This window comes from Paenibacillus rhizovicinus (genome assembly GCF_010365285.1).
GTDB lineage: Bacteria > Bacillota > Bacilli > Paenibacillales > Paenibacillaceae > Paenibacillus_Z > Paenibacillus_Z rhizovicinus.
Genome location: NZ_CP048286.1, coordinates 2,193,821 through 2,210,111, shown reverse-complemented (window position 1 = coordinate 2,210,111; position 16,291 = coordinate 2,193,821). Strand labels below are relative to the sequence as shown.

Here is a 16,291-nt window from a genome sequence, read left to right as displayed (position 1 = left end):
AATGACGGCGCAAATAGATAGCGATTAACAGGGAGGCAGGCCGCGATGCGCACATGGATCGATATCTCGCAGCCGCTCGACGAGCGGACGGCCGTCTGGCCGGGAGATACGCCGTTCGTTTACGAAGTGGCTTGGGGCAAAGCGGAGAGCGGGTCCGTCAATGTCGGCCGCGTAACGATGAGCATTCACACCGGCACGCACGTCGACGCTCCGTTTCATTTCGATTCAGCGGGCAAGAAGGTATCCGAGTTGGACCTTGACATCTATATGGGTAAGGCGCGCGTCGTGCATTTGCCGGACGCGGCCTCCATCGGAATCGACGTGCTAGCCGGTTTCGACCTGGAGGGCGTCGTTCGCTTGTTGATCCGTACGGATGCGTGGACGGACCGGCAGCGGTTTCCGCAGCGCATTCCGCCGGTCGAACCACAAGCGGCGGCTTACCTGGCGGCGCGCGGCGTGCGTCTGATCGGGCTTGATTTACCATCCGTCGATCTCCTCGACAGCAAGGAGCTGCCCGCCCATCATGCGCTCGCGGAGCAGGGCATTCATATTCTGGAAGGGCTCGTCCTGGATCATGTGGCGCCGGGAGACTATGAGCTTGCCGCCCTTCCGCTGCCCTTGGTTCATGCCGACGGGAGCCCGGTGCGAGCCGTATTGAAGCAGCTTGTTTAGCAGTTATTCCGCTTGCACGAGGCTGCCCAAGTTCGCTATCTCGACCTGTACGTGATAACGGACCTTTAATTCCGGATAATAATCGCTTCGCCACTTCGCGAGCTTCTCGAACGGGATTTTGCTTCGGAAATGATTGCCCATCCCCATCGGATCGGCGCCGGTTTGAATCAGCTTGTCCGTGACCTGCTTCAGGTTTTTCGAGAACAGCGTTTCGAGATCCGATACATGCTGGCTCTTGGACTTCTCGGTCCTCGATTCCGAGAGCGAGGTTTGCAATCGAAGCTTGCCGACCAATTCCGGACCGTTCCCGGTCATCCTGCTGCTCCAATTCATATGGGCGGCCAGGATAGTGAGGCTTGCATTCTGCAGCACCTCGACGTCGGCGCCGTAATAGCGGTTGGTGACCACGTTCACGAACAGCGTCTCTTGATCGCTCAGGCGGCCGATCATTTTCCCTTCCTTCATCAGGGCGGAGCCATCGAATTCGAGCACCGTTTCGCGGCCCGGCTTAATGATCGGAAGCAGGATGTCCTGCGTATAGGATCGTGTCGAGACGAAAGATTCCATCAAGCTGGTTTTCGCCGTTTTGGGCGTCCATCCGGCGCGTTTGTTCGCGAATTTGTAGAAGGTCGTGATGTCGTTCGTTATGGCGTTCTTCGTATTGCTTAACAATTCCACCATGTCGCCGCTGGTTACCGCAAGCAATGTCTTCGGGGAAAACATCGTAGAGCGGATGGCATTGGCCATTTCATCCTTCAGACCTTCTTGGGCGATTCCTTGACTGACGACGATGAGCTGTATGCTGAGCAGATCGATGTAATTCTCGACATCGACCCGTATGACGTCAATGCCTTCGCTGACCGTCGCGGCTTCCCTGGAGACGACTTTGACGTTCAGCTTCCGCTCTGCAGGGATCGGGATTTGCAGCGAGACTTTATACCTTTTCTCCTGCCCCTTGGAAATCCCCATAATGACCGGGACGGTGCGATGATTAATGTCATGATAATCCCAGCAGCCCGTCGTCATCAGGCCGCAGCCGAGCCAGACGGCGAGAAGCCGCACCCCTATTCGTAATCGCTTACGCACGCGGCTGTCCTCCGATCTTCGCCCGATTGCGGTAATAGACGCTGGCTATCGAAAGGATGAACAGCAAGCCGAAACGCAGCGGCCCGCCCGAGCGCAAAAACTGTTCCAAAGCTTCCAGACTGGGAATGTAAAAAGCGACGACGATCCCAAGCGCCCCCACGGTTACCGGATTCGTAATCAGTCTCGGAACGATGGAGGAATTAATGGCAAGCTGCCTTGTCAGCCAAAGCAGACCGCTGATGTTGATCAACGTGCTGAACAAGATGGCCATGATGTAGAACAGGGAGATCCGCTCGAAGAAAAACCATTTTACCCGAACCGTGTCCAACAGCAGGATTAACGGGAAACGAAGATCATCCGCGACCTCTTGGCCGAATGCGCTGATCGGGAGATAAACGTTTGACAAGAATAAGAAGAGTGAAACGACCCAGGCGCCCCACAGCCACCGCTTCTCGGATGCGGCATAGGGCCCGAAGAAGCCGATCAGGGCGAAGACATTGACGAAGACGGATATCGCCGGCAGAATTCGCGGTTCATCCATGAAGTCGAGGGTCGGCTTGAGCGGGAAAATCATGAGTATGTTCATGTATTTCACGGCGGACAGGAAGCTTAAGAACGCAAGAGGAAGACCGAAGCTGCCGATGACCAGCGATAGCCGGAGCAGCGAATCGCGCCCGGCGTAGGAAACGCTCAGCGCGGTAACGAGCAGCATCGCAAACAGCACCCATAACGGAGTGTGAGGCAAATACAGGATGCTTAGAATCTGGGCATGTCCTCGGACGATGACCCCGATGGCCAGTATGTTGCTAATGATGAACGGCCAAACCAAGCAGTAGCGAAACCATTTGCCCGCTTGCTGGAATTTCAGAAGAAGATCCGTCTTCTCGGCGCGTAAGCCTCCGACAAGCAGACGCAGCAGAATGCCTTGGAACAGCCAGCCGAGGATGATGACGAACCAGTGGCCGGAAGGCTGGGACTGAATGACGCTTTGCGGGTACACGAACATGAACAATCCGTACTGCAGCACGAGATAGAAGGTCGCTACGCTGATTCCGCGGCTCATGCTGTTCACTCCTTCTTGGAAATGGGCTTGAAAGGGATCATTGGCTGCCGCATCAGCGTAGCCGAGCTGATGAGCGAGATCAGAAGATAGAATCCGCACACGATGCCGAGCGGTCCGAATATTGAGGCAAAAAAGAGCATGATATAGCGCCATAACCGGATCACGAGCGCAAAATGATACCCGATGACAGTGAAATTGGCGATTGTAGAAGCGGCAATGATGATAATCAGCAGGCTGCTGACCAGATTCGCTTCGACGACGGCCTGTCCGAGTATAATGCCGCCGACCATCGTCATCGCGGGGCCGATGCTCTTCGGCAGCCGAACGAGCGCTTCGAACAACATTTCGATGATGAACAGCAGAATAAGCGCCTCCGTCAAGGAGGGGTAAGGAACGCCGACCCGGCTCAGCGCGATGGAGTAAATGAGCTCGACCTTCATGACGTCCGGATTCACCGATATAAGAGCGACATAAGCCGCGGGCGCGGTGATGGCGATGAGCACGCCAAGGATCCGAAACGCGACGACCATGAACTTGATCGCGGGCGTGTACTCGCGGTCCGTATCCGCGATGAACAGGTCGGGCAGCTCCACGGGGACGACGACGGCTTCCGGATAGCCCTCGACGAGCAGCACGATTCGTCCTTTCTTCAGGAAGAAGGCGACCTCGTGCGGCGACTCCGTCTTGAAGAACGAAGGCATGGGATTCCATTTGGGCCTTCTGCACAGCCAGCCCGAAATTTGCTGAAGAGAAGCGAACGGGATATGCGCATGCGCGCGCAGCGCCTGCTCGATATCGGCCGCGAAAGCCGGATTCGTCGCGTGCGCAAGCGAAAGCACCATGATTCTTCGCTTCTCGCGGGAGCCGATGTCGACATGCGCCTGCTTCAGATCCGGGGAACGAAGCTCGCTCCGGATCAGCCCGAGATTGGTCGTCAGGTCTTCGATGAAGCCGGTTTGCGAGGAGACGAGAATGTTCTGATTATTCGGCGTGCCGATCGGGCGATACAGCTGCTGCTCTACCGATTGCACCCAGGCCGCTCCCGTTCCTTCCGGCTGCAGAATAAGCGTTCGGCCTTCGAGAAGGCCCAGGACCAGGTCCCCGCCCGGCGCTTCCGCGCCAAGATTGCCGAGCAGATCCTCCCAATCCGCCGCGTGTTCCCGTCCGGCTTCCGACATGCGCCGGGCGGTTGCCGCCACGTCCACCAGACTGGTCAAAGCGATCATTTCGAAGGAGATCCCGCATATTTGAATGGGCTGAATGTGGAAGTCCAATGCATGCCCCAGTTGCTCAACGATTTGTTTTCGCTGCGTCTTGCTGCGCTTTACAAGCATTTTCCATCACCTGACCTCTAGCATTGGCAATCCCACCCATAATTATGTAGGTTGCGGGCATTGGAAGTACGGCTGCCGGGGGAAGACGCGATTTCGTAAATTTCTGTATTTTACGTTGGTATGTACTTGATTAGCTGGTTGGGGTGGTATAGAATATCATTAATATTCAAAATACGTTGAGAAGGAATAGTACGATTTTCTAAGCAATCAGAGAGCTGTTGGACGGTGCGAAACAGCGGTGGAGAAAATCAGAACTCGCCTTGGAGTTGTTCGCTGAATCAATACAGTAGGTGGAACCGGGAGCCTGGCCGTTACAATCAGGAGGATAAGGGTTTGCTTCTTTGCGAACCTGCATCTGCTAAGTGCATGCCAATTTCGGCATGAATTCGGAGTGGTACCGCGTAAGACGTCAAAGTCTTTCGTCTCTGTTATATGGAGACGAAAGACTTTTTTTGCGTTCCGTCCTAATCGGGACGGATCAACTGCAGATACTCTCGAAAGGAATGACATCCATGAAAAATGTTGAGAAATACGCCAGAGGCTATTTTATGCCTGCAGAAACAAGTTTGAATTGGACGAAGAAAGAATACGTAACCGAGGCGCCGACGTGGTGCAGCGTCGATCTTCGCGACGGCAATCAGGCGCTGGTCGTTCCGATGAACTTGGAGGAAAAGCTGGAATACTTCAAGATGCTGGTCGAGATCGGGTTCAAGGAGATCGAAGTCGGTTTTCCTGCGGCGTCGGAAACGGAATTCGTCTTCTTGCGCACGTTGATCGAGCAGAATTTGATTCCGGACGACGTGACGATCCAAGTGCTGACGCAAGCGAGAGAGCACATTATCCGCAAAACGTTCGAATCGCTGCAAGGCGCGAAACAAGCCGTCGTTCATCTGTACAACTCGACCTCCGTGGCGCAGCGGGAGCAAGTATTCCGCAAATCCAAAGAGGAAATCATCGATATCGCGATTGCCGGTGCCAAACTGCTCAAGCAGATCGCAGAGGAAACGGAAGGGAACTTCCGGTTCCAGTATTCGCCGGAGAGCTTCACGGGCACGGAAATCGATTTTGCGCTCGATATTTGCAACAGCGTGCTTGACGTATGGCAGCCTACGGCAGAGAAGCCGGTCATTATCAACCTTCCGGCAACGGTTTCCATGTCGATGCCGCATGTCTATGCGAGCCAAATCGAGTATATGAGCAACCACTTGAACTACCGCGAGCATGTTATCGTGTCGCTTCATCCTCACAACGACCGGGGCACGGGCGTAGCGGATGCGGAGCTGGGCATGCTGGCCGGCGCTCAGCGGGTCGAGGGCACGCTGTTCGGCAACGGGGAACGCACAGGGAACGTAGACATTGTCACGCTGGCCTTGAACATGTACTCGCACGGGGTGGATCCGAAGCTGGACTTCACGAACATTCCTGCGATTATTGCCGTGTACGAACGATTGAACAAAATGCGTGTGAGCGAGAGACACCCGTACGGCGGCGAACTCGTATTCACCGCTTTCTCCGGTTCGCATCAGGATGCGATCGCCAAGGGTCTGAAATGGCGCGAGGAAGTGGATCCGGAACATTGGGCGGTCCCGTATCTGCTGATCGATCCGAAGGATATCGGCCGGGAGTACGAGGGGGATATCATTCGCATCAACAGCCAGTCCGGCAAAGGCGGTATCGGATTTATCCTGCAGCAGAAGTACGGCCTCGACCTTCCGCCGAAAATGCGCGAACACTTCGGCTACTGCGTGAAGAACGTATCCGATCAGCAGCAAAAAGAGCTGATGCCGAACGAGATCTACGATATTTTCGTGAAGGAATACGTGAATCTGACAACGCCTGTCGAGTTCGTGAAATTCCGCTCTTCCGACGACGAAGAGTTCCAAACGACCGTCACCATCCGGACCGGCAGTGTCGTCAAGGAAATTACGGGCACGGGAGACGGCAGGCTCGATGCCATCAGCAATGCGCTGCAAACGCATCTCGGCTTGAATTACTCCGACCTCGTTTACTCGGAGCACGCGCTGGAAACAGGCTCGAAATCGCAAGCGGTATCTTATATCGGCATCAAATCGGCGGAAGGCAAAGTGTATTGGGGCTGCGGAATTCATGTGGATATCATGACCTCGTCGATCAAGGCTCTGTTCAGCGCCGTGAATCAAATGAGCGTTTAAGGTCATTCGACCTGCTCCGTTTCCGGTGAACCGCAATTAAAAGCAAACCAAAGAAACCGTTTCTTATTAAGGTGGGGGGCTCCCCAGCCATTAATAAGAGACGGTTTTTTTTTTGTATGGCGTGCCCAGAGGCACGCATCTTCTAGCCGGTGAAAGTCCGGTCGCGGGAGGGGCCAAGCCCCCGCGTAGCTAGGATACTTGCGTATGGCGAAATCTGTGCGTAAAAGCGTATCGACAAAAGTACCTGTCGGAGACAGGGCGAGCGACATGTCAGGCCGTAACATGAAGTGAATCCTGCCGCGTCGACAAAAAGGCCTCGCAAGAGGGACAAGAGGAAGCCGAGTCTTGCGTACATGGACGAAGGCCAAGGAAGCTGTCTAGAACTTGGAGCGATAGCGAAGAATCCTCCGGCGTAAAGGGATCGGCATGGCATGAAAGAAGATGCGGTGAACTGGGGAGACCCTCCCCTGCACGGAAGGAAAGTTTTTTTTTTTGAAACCGTAAAGAGGCGCTCTATAAGCCCAAAAGGTGAAGTGAGCCGTCTGCAGGAAGGGAGTCCGAGGGGCGCATAGTACCGAAGAACGCAGGACAACACAACCTGCGGGAGGGAAGGGGCCCTGCTTTGTTCAAGCTAATCAAGGAGGTACGAGTGAGTGAATGCCAAATGGCTAACGACACCGAAGGAAAAAGTTCAACAACTCCAAGAGAAGCTAGGTCATGCTGCCAAGAGAAACAAGCGTAGAAAGTTCCATGCGTTGTACGACAAGGTCCACCGAATCGATGTGCTACAGGAAGCGTGGCGAAGAGTGCGGGCAAATAAAGGAGCGGCAGGCGTAGATGGTGAGACGATGGCGGACATTGCGAAGATGGGTGAAGACCAGTTCGTCGCACAATGCCAAGAACAGTTGCTCCAGAAAACCTACCGTCCTCAGCCCGTACGCCGCCACTATATCCCGAAGAAAGATGGACGCAAGCGTCCGCTCGGCATCCCGACGGTGAGAGACCGCGTCGTACAAATGGCAACGAAACTAATTGTGGAACCGATCTTTGAAACCGATTTTCAGGAATGCTCATTCGGCTTTCGTCCGAAACGAAGCGCGAAACAAGCGCTGGAGCGAATCCGTAAAGCCTGCAACCGCAAAGGGAATTGGGTGGTCGACGTCGACATCCAAGGCTACTTCGATAACATCAACCAAGAGAAGCTGATGAAGCTGGTGGAAATGCGCATCAGCGACAGACGCGTACTCAAGCTGATCCGGCAATGGCTCGAAGCAGGCGTGATGGAAGAGGGGCAAGTAAGACGCTCGGACCTTGGTACGCCACAAGGCGGGGTGATCTCACCACTGCTGGCGAACATCTACTTGAACTACTTCGATCTAATATGGGAAAGGCATGGCAGAGAAGTAGGCGAACTGACGCGGTATGCAGATGACTTTGTCGTGGTGTGCAAGACAAAGAAAGAAGCGGAGCATGCATTTAAGCTCATTCAAGCAATTATGGCGCGACTGGAACTGACCTTGCACCCAGAGAAGACGCGGATTGTGGGGCTATGGACGGGAGAAGAAGGATTTGACTTCCTGGGGATGCACCACCGAAAGACGAAAGCAGAGACGGGCCGGAACCAAGTGTACTACACGACGCAGCAATGGCTTTGCAGAAAAGCAGAGAAGCATGTGCGAGAAGTCGTGAAAGAACGACTCGCGCCACCCAACATGAGGCAAGTGTCGTTTGAAGAACACGTGAACTGGCTCAACTTGAGAATCCAGGGTTGGAAGAACTACTACGCGACACCGTACAGCGTGAAGTGGATGACCAAGCTAGACTGGTACATTCGGCAACGGCTAACGAAGTGGTACGCAAAGAAGCGCCAACGTAGCAACTGGCGCGGTTTCGGACATGAAGTTAAACATCTTAGCCAGACGTATGGATTAAAAACGCTTGTGTAGATCGCATGCGCATGAAAGACGAACATCGGAAAGCCGTATGAGGGAAAACCTCACGTACGGTTTGATGAGGAGGGGCTGAAAGAATTCAGCCCTTTACTCTAGTGGCGTACAAGATGGATGCAGCGAAGCGGAGGGAAGACGGCGGTTCGAGTACCAATTCGTTCGTATGCCGATACCGGGATCGCTATGGAATCGAGTCGATGTGCACGTTATCGGTACCGAAGTCGAAGTCTGGGTTCCCGCTGCCAAGCAAAACCAGCCACCAACCAGCCACCAACCAACCACCCAGCCACCCTGCCAACCCGTGATCTCGCCAACTCGTCACGCAGCCACCCCGTCACCCCGCCAAAATGCTGCGAATCCTACAAGCCTTATTTGATTAAAAAGTAACATTTTGAAATTGTAACGAACTCCACACACGCTATTTCAAGCAAAAGCTCGAAAATGACCCATTTTCGAGTGTTTTCCACGTAATAAGGACGCTGGAGTTCGTTAGATTAATTGAACCCCCGTTTATGAGAAAATAAGCGCGATACGATTTGTTAGCGACGGACAGTCCGCGTCAAATAGCTGACTGGCCGATCATCGGCGTCACTCGGCTCGATAGGCGGTTACGATTAGCGACGGACAGTCCGCGTCAAGTAGCTGGCTGGCCGATCATCGGCGTCACTCGGCTCGATAGGCGGTTACGATTAGCGACGGACAGTCCGCGTCAAGTAGCTGGCTGGCCAATCATCGGCGTCACTCGGCGCGATAGGCGCATTACGATTAGCGGCGGACAGTCTGCGTCAAGTAGCTGGCTGGCCAATCATCGGCGTCACTCGGCGCGATAGGCGGTTGCGATTAGCGACGGACAGTCCGCGTCAAATAGCTGACTGGCCGATCATCGGCGTCACTCGGCGCGATAGGCGGTTACGATTAGCGACGGACAGTCTGCGTCAAGTAGCTGGCTGGCCAATCATCGGCGTCACTCGGCGCGATAGGCGCGTTACGATTCGGGAGGCATCCGAGCCGAGCAGGACGCATGCATGCGACCCGCAATCAGACCCGAACGGCTTTACACTTTACACAAAAAGACCGAATCGTGACTTGATTCGGTCTTTTTTTACATTTCATGGATATTTAAGCCGCCAGATTTACAATTCTTTAGCCTCGGTTTTACGCAGAAAGAACATCGCTGCTCTAATCTTGAGTTGTGGGAACGGTCCCATGTGGGAACGGTCTCATAGTCTTGAAAGGGAGTGCATCGTGGATAATCCGACTATCAAAGAAATCGCCAAGCATGCAGGCGTGTCCAAATCCACCGTTTCGCGGATCATTTCGGGCAAGGGCTATTCCAGTCCGGAAGCGCGCGATAAGGTGCTCGGGCTGATCGAAGAATTGCACTATAAACCGAATGCGGTCGCAAGAGCCATGGTATCGCAAAGAACGCATAACATCGGCGTGCTCTTGTTCAGAAGGGATCATCCGATCGCCTCGCATCCCTTCTACGGGAAAATCGTCGACGCTGTCTTGCTGGAAGCGGCGCGATTGAACTATTCCATCTTCGTGACGACGGATCACGATATGTCATACCGTTCGGCCGACTTCATGATGGAGAAGCGGGTGGACGGGCTCATTCTCATCAGCCGGCTGCAGCAGAACGTCATTGATCATATTACGAGCTTCGGCGTCCCCTTCGTCATGGTGAACGGCTCGACGGACGTCGACGGCGTCATTCATATCGTCAATGAGGACGAAGAAGGCGGAAGGATGGTCGCCGAGCATCTGACGCAAACCGGGCATGAACGGATCTTCATCATTGCTGGACCGCAGAGCCATCGCAGCCATCATTTGCGCTTGAAGGGCTTCATGACCTACATGAGACATGTCGGGATCCAAGACTCCGAGTCGACCATTCAAGCCGCGGCGACTTCGAGTTTCGGCGATGGCTACGAGATCATGAGCCGCCAGTGGGACGCTTTTCGGAAGGGCGGTCATACGGCACTCTTCGCCACGAACGACATGCTCGCGATGGGCGCGATGAAATTCCTGCTGGAGCAGGCGGTTCGCATTCCGGAGCAAGTGTCGGTGGCCGGCTTCGATGACGTCGATTTCGCTTCCATGTTCTCGCCGTCGCTAACGACCATTCGGGTGGATGCCGCTGAGATGGGCACTCAGTCCGTCCGGCTGCTGGATCAGTTAATCCGGCAGGAAACGAACGTCTTGCCTCCCGGTCAGCTGAAGCCCCGGCTAATCGTCAGACAATCGACCGCATGCTCAGCGAAAGATCAATCATTCAACGACTAGCCATCTAACTCGACTAGCCATCTAACGACTAATCATCTAACGACAAGCCACTCAACGAAAAGCATCTAACCAAACACCAACCCGAGAGGAGCGACAACCATTCATGCGCTGGTATTTCAAAGCGTTGGGAACGCGAAAAATCGTCGAATTCATCGTCCTTGTGCTCTTCGTCATCTTCTTCCTGGGGCCGCTGCTGAATCTAGCCATTCTGGCCTTCACGGGAAAATGGAACTATCCGGACGTGATGCCGCATCAATGGTCCATGAAATGGTGGACCTTCGTCTTCAAGCAGGAGGACATCCCGCAATCGATCGGGCTATCCTTCATGATCGCCGCCATCGTAACGGGCTTGTCCATCGTGCTGTGCATCCCGGCGGCTTATGCCTTCGCCCGCATTCGGTTTCCGTTCAGCAAGTTCTTCCTGTTCTCGTTCCTGCTGACGCACGCCTTCCCGAAGATGGGGCTGTACGTCTCGATCGCGGTGCTCTTCTACAAGCTGGGTCTCATGAACACGCTGCTCGGCGTCGTGCTGATCCATATGATCAACGTGCTCATGTTCATGACGTGGATTCCGACCGCCGCCTTCCGGAACGTGCATCAAGCGCAGGAAGAATCGGCGAGAGACGTGGGAGCGGGCCCGTTCCGGGTGTTTCTCAAGATTACGCTGCCGATGGCCTTGCCGGGCATAATCGTCGCCTCGATCTTCACGTTCCTGAACTCGCTCGACGAAGCGCAGGGGACGTTCCTGGTCGGGATCCCGAATTACAAAACGATGCCGATCGTCATGTATTCCATCATCAGCGATTACCCGGCCTACGCCGGGGCGGTATTCTCCATCATTTTGACGGCTCCGACGATTATTCTGCTGCTCGCCGCCAAACGTTTCGTAAGCGCGGATGTCATGTCCAGCGGATTTACGCTGAAGTAACGAAGCAACTATCGCAAGGCTAAGGAGGCCATTATGGGTATGCAGGGCATTCAAGATAAACGCATTTCGGACAGGCTGGACAACGAAGACAGTCAGAATCTTCAAGGCAATAGAGACATGAGAGAAGTGCAGGACAAGCGGGCGATCCAGCTCTCCGTTCAACAATTGTCGAAACGTTACCGCACCGGCGAAGGCGTTACATCGATCTCGCTCGACGTGCGCAAAGGCGAGCTCGTGACGCTGCTCGGTCCATCCGGCTGCGGCAAAACGACGGTGCTGCGCAGCATCGGCGGGTTTCTCGAGCCGGATTCCGGCGACATTCTGATCGAAGGCGCGAGCGTGCTCAAGTCGCCGCCGGAGAAACGTCCGACCTCGATGGTGTTTCAAGGCTACAATCTATGGCCGCATATGACGGTGTTCGATAACCTGGCATTCGGTCTTAAAATACGCAAGATGAAGAAGGCGGATATCCGCAAAGCCGTCGAGGATGTCTTGAAGCTGGTTCGCTTGCCGGACGCTCAGAACAAATATCCCGGCCAGCTCTCCGGCGGCCAGCAGCAGCGTATCGCGCTGGCCCGGTCCTTGCTGTTGAAGCCCGCCGTGCTGCTGCTGGACGAACCGTTCTCCGCGCTCGACGCCAAGCTGCGCCATGAGATGCGGGAGGAGCTGCGCGAGATTCAATCGGAGACAGGTCTCACGATGGTATTCGTCACGCACGACCAGGAAGAAGCACTGTCGATTTCCGACCGCATCGTCGTTATGAATCACGGCAACATCGAACAGATCGCATCGCCGCAAGAGATTTACGACCAGCCGAACACGCTGTACGTCGCGCAATTCATCGGCAAAATGAACTTTTTGAAAGGGGTGATTTCGGAAGGCCAAGTAACCGTAGGGAAGTTGAAATTTCCGAACTCGAAATCGTTGTCCGGCGGGGTATGGCTGGCAATCCGGCCTGAAGATGTCATGATGTCAAGTCAAGAACAAGAGGGATTGCCCGGCGTCGTCAAACAGATCATGATTCTGGGTCACTATGCCGAAGTGTCGATTCAATTGCCGGAGTACGGCGTTATCCGGGCTTTTCAGCCGCGGGATGCCGTCAAAGAGCTGAATTCGGGCGATCCGATTCGCGTCAGTTTCAAGAAAGTCATTACTTATCCGGAAGCTTAGTCCTACCGGTCCCTAACGAATCTCGTAACAAGAATCCCAAACGAATTTCCAATGCCAAGGAGGCAAAATCAGCATGCTGCGTAAAAAATCCGCTCTGACTCTATTGACCGTAACGACCGTTACCGCCGCTCTTCTCGCCGGATGCGGGAACTCGAATAATGCCGAGAACGCCAATGCCGGCGCGGCAAACAACAGCAAAGCGAATAACGCCGCGGCGGACAATGCTGCAGCAGACAACGCCGCCGCTAACGCAAGCGGCAACGCGGCCCCGGCGAACACGACGGCCGATCCGGTTGAATTCAGCTTCTACTTCACGGGCTCCGAGAACGTCAAGAACTTGTGGGACACGCTGATCCCGATGTTCGAGAAGGATCATGCGAACATTAAGGTGAAAGAAGTATACATCCCGTCCGGCACGGGCGCGCAGCCGACGTATGACCGCATTCTCGCGGCGAAGAAAGCGGGCAAAGGCTCCGGCGACATCGACTTGTACGAAGACGGCCTGAACAACGTGACCCAAGGACAGAAGGACGATCTGTGGGAAACGCTCGATCCGGCTAAAATCGCCAACCTCGCCTCCATCGACGCCAATACGATGAAAGACGTCTCCAACCTGGCCGTTCCTTATCGATCGTCCGCCGTTATCCTTGCCTACAACAGCGAGAAGGTACAGACGCCTCCGAAGACGCTCGACGAGTTGTTCGCCTGGATCAAGGCGAATCCGGAGAAATTCGCTTATAACGATCCGTCCACCGGCGGAGCAGGAAGCTCGTTCGTTACGACGACGCTCTACAAGACGCTGCCGGAAGACGCGCTGCACAACACCGATCCGAGCATCGAGAAGCAGTGGGACACAGGCTTCAATACGCTGAAGGACCTCGGCAAATACGTATACGGCAAAGGCATCTACCCGAAGAAAAACCAAGGCACGCTCGATCTGCTCATCAGCGGCGAAGTGGACATGATCCCGGCTTGGTCGGATATGGCGCTTGAGCAAATCGGCAACGGCCAGCTGCCAGCCACGACGAAGCTTGCGCAAATCACGCCGGGTTTCACCGGCGGTCCGACGTACCTGATGGTGCCGAAGCTGTCCGAGAAGAAGGACGCCGTTAATGAATTCCTGAACTTCGTCCTGTCGCCGGAAGCGCAATCCGTCGTCGTAACCGCCATGCACGGCTTCCCGGGCATCAAGCTGTCGAACATGCCGCAGGACATCCAGGATTCCTTCAAAGGCGTGGCAGAAGGCTTCCGGACGTTCAACATCGGCGATCTGGGCGACGACATCAACAAACGCTGGCAGAGCGACGTAGCTGCGCAATGATGACGAAACAAGTGAAAATGGGGATACTGGGACTGCTTCTGGTCATCCCCTCTTTTCTTCTGCTGTTCGTCACGGTGGTCATTCCGATCGCAGTCTCCTTCAAGGAAAGTCTGGTCAACAAGGATGGCGGGTACGATCTGTCGAATTACAAATACCTGTTCACCGACAAGCTGATGCGCCAAAACATCGTATTCTCGCTGGAAGTGACGGTTATCTCGGTCGTGATCGTGCTTATTATCAGCTATGCGCTGGCCGCTTACATGCGTTTCAATAAAGGCAAATTAGTCGCTTGGATCCGGAATATGTACATGATTCCGATCTTTATCCCGTCGGTCATCGCGACGTACGGCCTGATTCAGCTGCTGGGCAACCACGGCTGGCTGTCCCGCTGGGTACTGCTGCTTGGCGGCGGCGAAATTCCGCGCATTATTTTCGATATGAAAGGCATCATCATCGCGAATTTATGGTTTAACATTCCGTTCACGACCATGCTGCTCGGCTCCGCCTTGGCGGGCGTGCCGGATTCGGTCATGGAAAGCGCGAAGGACGTAGGAGCGGGGAAGCTGCGCCTCTTTACCCGGTTCATTCTGCCGCTTACCTATAAGACGCTGCTCGTGGCGGTCACCTTCGTCTTCATGGGCGTCATCGGATCGTTTACCGCGCCATTCCTGCTCGGTCCGAACGCGCCGCAAATGCTGGGCGTGTCGATGGAGCAGATCTTCGGCGTATTCCAAGAGAAGGAACAGGCATCCGCGCTGGCGTTCTTCACGTTCCTGCTCTGTTCGGTCATGGGGTATTTCTACATTCGCAGCATGGTGAAGGAAGAAGGTGCGCGTTCGTGACGAAACGCCTTGTTCTGGAAGCGGAAGGGCTGGTCAAGCCGGTCTGCTCCAAGACGCATATTGCGTATAGCTTTCATTTGGACCGTCGCGGAGGCAAGCTCTGGATCGATTTCGCGTATGAACCGAAGAACCTCGAGGACCGGGAGCAGTCGCTGCCGCTGATCGCGGCCGGCGTCGAGAAGTATACCGAGCCCGCGCAGCGCGAGCGTCTCATGGAGAAGTGGGAATCGTTCCTGCCGCTCAAGAATTTAATAACCGTCTCGGTCGACGACCCGGACCGGCACCGCGGCGCCGGCCATCGGCACGACCCCGAGCAGCTGCTGTTCATCGGCGGGCGGGAAGCATCGCCGGGTTTTTCCGGCGGCGAACTGATCGAGGGGTTGTGGCGAGTTACGTTAAGTCTGCATGCGATCGTGACGGACGATTGCCGTTACCGGTTGCGAATTCATCATGAGGAGGCCTGACAATCATGCGCTGGATGGCATGCGAGCTGCACAGTCATACGGATCACAGCGACGGCAGGCAATCCTTGCAGGAGCTTGCGCGGGGAGCGCGGGCGCTCGGCTTTGACTGCATTGCGCTGACCGACCACAATACGATGACCGGCTTGAAGGACAGGGAGAGCATCGAGCAAGAGACCGGCATGACGATCATTTCGGGCATGGAATGGACGACGTTCTACGGGCATATGGTCACGATCGGACTGACCGAGTTCGTGGACTGGCGTCCTGCAGGCCCGGGGGATATCGACAGGGGCATCGAACAGGTGCACGCGCACGGCGGGATCGCCGGCATGGCGCATCCGTATCGCATCGGAAGTCCGATGTGCACGGGCTGCTTCTGGGAGTTCGAGATCCAAGATTGGAACAAGCTCGATTATATCGAGGTATGGTCAGGTACGTTTCCGTCGATCAAGACGGACAATGCCCGCGCGTTCCGTCTATGGACCGAGCGGTTGAACGAAGGCTTCCGGATCGCGGCGACATCCGGACGGGATTGGCATGTGCAGGAGCAGACGGAAACTCCGCTGTCCGTTACGTATTTGCTGCTCGACGAAGCGGAAGGCAGCGTGACGGAACAAGCGGTGCGCGCGCTGGCCGCAGGCAGGGCATCGGTGACGATGGGGCCGCTTGTGACAGTGGAGCTGCGATCGGCGTCGGCGGCGTATGGCATTGGAGATTGCGTGCCGGAGCAGGATCGAACCGAGCGTTATGAAGCTGTCGTAAACATTGATTTTCATGTTCGGGCAGGCTTGTGGGAGTATCCGGAAGCAGGTTATACCCTTGTTCTCATGAGCAATTCAGGTAGTATTGGCGAACAGCAGGCAAGCTTGGCGCAGTCGGATTATCGCTTCGCTATTCCCGGCGATGCATGGAGATGGGTTCGAGCGGAGCTTAAGGGAACCGTGCGCGGCGTACGCACGATGATCGCCTTCACGAATGCGATATACGCGTCAGCGGAATAAGAAC

13 protein-coding genes and 1 other annotated feature are annotated in these 16,291 nt (G+C 55.2%); of the genes, 10 read left to right on the top strand and 3 right to left on the bottom strand.

Annotated elements, in window-relative coordinates; translation table 11 throughout:
- Positions 1-45 precede the first annotated feature (45 nt).
- Positions 46-672 (top strand): arylformamidase, encoded by a 627-nt coding sequence (kynB, locus tag GZH47_RS10050; RefSeq protein WP_162639972.1) that lies wholly within the window; start codon positions 46-48, stop codon positions 670-672.
- Between the two features lie 3 nt (positions 673-675).
- On the opposite strand, the gene GZH47_RS10045 is transcribed toward kynB, so the two are convergent.
- Genes GZH47_RS10045 through GZH47_RS10035 form a run of 3 tightly spaced genes read right to left on the bottom strand, consistent with a single transcriptional unit; the run spans position 676 to position 4,155 of the window.
- Positions 676-1,758 carry a Ger(x)C family spore germination protein gene (locus tag GZH47_RS10045; protein WP_162639971.1) on the bottom strand — a complete coding sequence of 361 codons (1,083 nt, stop codon included), beginning with the start codon at positions 1,756-1,758 and terminating at the stop codon, positions 676-678.
- Complete coding sequence (locus GZH47_RS10040) at positions 1,751-2,821, bottom strand: GerAB/ArcD/ProY family transporter (RefSeq protein ID WP_162639970.1); 1,071 nt, start codon at positions 2,819-2,821, stop codon at positions 1,751-1,753. The genes GZH47_RS10045 and GZH47_RS10040 overlap by 8 nt, the downstream gene beginning before the upstream one ends.
- A 5-nt stretch (positions 2,822-2,826) precedes the next feature.
- Positions 2,827-4,155 (bottom strand): spore germination protein, encoded by a 1,329-nt coding sequence (locus tag GZH47_RS10035; RefSeq protein ID WP_162639969.1) that lies wholly within the window; start codon positions 4,153-4,155, stop codon positions 2,827-2,829.
- A 167-nt stretch (positions 4,156-4,322) separates the two neighbouring features.
- Positions 4,323-4,585, top strand: a binding site (T-box leader).
- 82 nt (positions 4,586-4,667) lie between these two features.
- Between GZH47_RS10035 and leuA the strand changes: the two genes are divergently transcribed.
- The 9 genes from leuA to GZH47_RS09990 all read left to right on the top strand — a co-directional run bounded on the left by leuA (position 4,668) and on the right by GZH47_RS09990 (position 16,287).
- Positions 4,668-6,326, top strand: coding sequence for a 2-isopropylmalate synthase (gene leuA / locus GZH47_RS10030; protein ID WP_162639968.1), 1,659 nt, complete (start codon positions 4,668-4,670; stop codon positions 6,324-6,326).
- Between the two features lie 653 nt (positions 6,327-6,979).
- Positions 6,980-8,272 carry a group II intron reverse transcriptase/maturase gene (ltrA, locus tag GZH47_RS10025; protein ID WP_162639967.1) on the top strand — a complete coding sequence of 431 codons (1,293 nt, stop codon included), beginning with the start codon at positions 6,980-6,982 and terminating at the stop codon, positions 8,270-8,272.
- Positions 8,273-9,520: 1,248 nt separating this feature from the next.
- Positions 9,521-10,561: a LacI family DNA-binding transcriptional regulator gene (locus tag GZH47_RS10020; protein WP_225446428.1), complete on the top strand. Its 1,041-nt coding sequence runs from the start codon at positions 9,521-9,523 to the stop codon at positions 10,559-10,561.
- A 103-nt stretch (positions 10,562-10,664) separates the two neighbouring features.
- Complete coding sequence (locus GZH47_RS10015; protein WP_162639965.1) at positions 10,665-11,489, top strand: ABC transporter permease; 825 nt, start codon at positions 10,665-10,667, stop codon at positions 11,487-11,489.
- A gap of 117 nt (positions 11,490-11,606) precedes the next feature.
- Positions 11,607-12,659, top strand: coding sequence for an ABC transporter ATP-binding protein (locus GZH47_RS10010; protein ID WP_162645166.1), 1,053 nt, complete (start codon positions 11,607-11,609; stop codon positions 12,657-12,659).
- A gap of 73 nt (positions 12,660-12,732) precedes the next feature.
- Positions 12,733-13,980, top strand: coding sequence for an extracellular solute-binding protein (locus GZH47_RS10005; protein ID WP_162639964.1), 1,248 nt, complete (start codon positions 12,733-12,735; stop codon positions 13,978-13,980).
- Positions 13,980-14,822, top strand: a complete 843-nt coding sequence (locus tag GZH47_RS10000) for an ABC transporter permease (protein WP_162645165.1) — start codon at positions 13,980-13,982, stop codon at positions 14,820-14,822. The genes GZH47_RS10005 and GZH47_RS10000 overlap by 1 nt, the downstream gene beginning before the upstream one ends.
- Positions 14,819-15,286, top strand: a complete 468-nt coding sequence (locus tag GZH47_RS09995; RefSeq protein ID WP_162639963.1) for a hypothetical protein — start codon at positions 14,819-14,821, stop codon at positions 15,284-15,286. The genes GZH47_RS10000 and GZH47_RS09995 overlap by 4 nt, the downstream gene beginning before the upstream one ends.
- 5 nt (positions 15,287-15,291) lie before the next feature.
- On the top strand, positions 15,292-16,287 hold the full coding sequence (locus GZH47_RS09990) for a CehA/McbA family metallohydrolase (RefSeq protein WP_162639962.1): 996 nt from the start codon (positions 15,292-15,294) through the stop codon (positions 16,285-16,287).
- Positions 16,288-16,291: the final 4 nt, after the last annotated feature.

Coding starts and splice junctions, on each gene's coding strand:
- GZH47_RS10000 (WP_162645165.1), top strand. CDS start 13,980: ATGACGAAACAAGTGAAAATGGGGATACTGGGACTGCTTCTGGTCATC.
- GZH47_RS10035 (WP_162639969.1), bottom strand. CDS start 4,155: ATGCTTGTAAAGCGCAGCAAGACGCAGCGAAAACAAATCGTTGAGCAA.
- GZH47_RS09990 (WP_162639962.1), top strand. CDS start 15,292: ATGCGCTGGATGGCATGCGAGCTGCACAGTCATACGGATCACAGCGAC.
- GZH47_RS10040 (WP_162639970.1), bottom strand. CDS start 2,821: ATGAGCCGCGGAATCAGCGTAGCGACCTTCTATCTCGTGCTGCAGTAC.
- GZH47_RS10010 (WP_162645166.1), top strand. CDS start 11,607: ATGAGAGAAGTGCAGGACAAGCGGGCGATCCAGCTCTCCGTTCAACAA.
- GZH47_RS10005 (WP_162639964.1), top strand. CDS start 12,733: ATGCTGCGTAAAAAATCCGCTCTGACTCTATTGACCGTAACGACCGTT.
- leuA (WP_162639968.1), top strand. CDS start 4,668: ATGAAAAATGTTGAGAAATACGCCAGAGGCTATTTTATGCCTGCAGAA.
- GZH47_RS10015 (WP_162639965.1), top strand. CDS start 10,665: ATGCGCTGGTATTTCAAAGCGTTGGGAACGCGAAAAATCGTCGAATTC.
- kynB (WP_162639972.1), top strand. CDS start 46: ATGCGCACATGGATCGATATCTCGCAGCCGCTCGACGAGCGGACGGCC.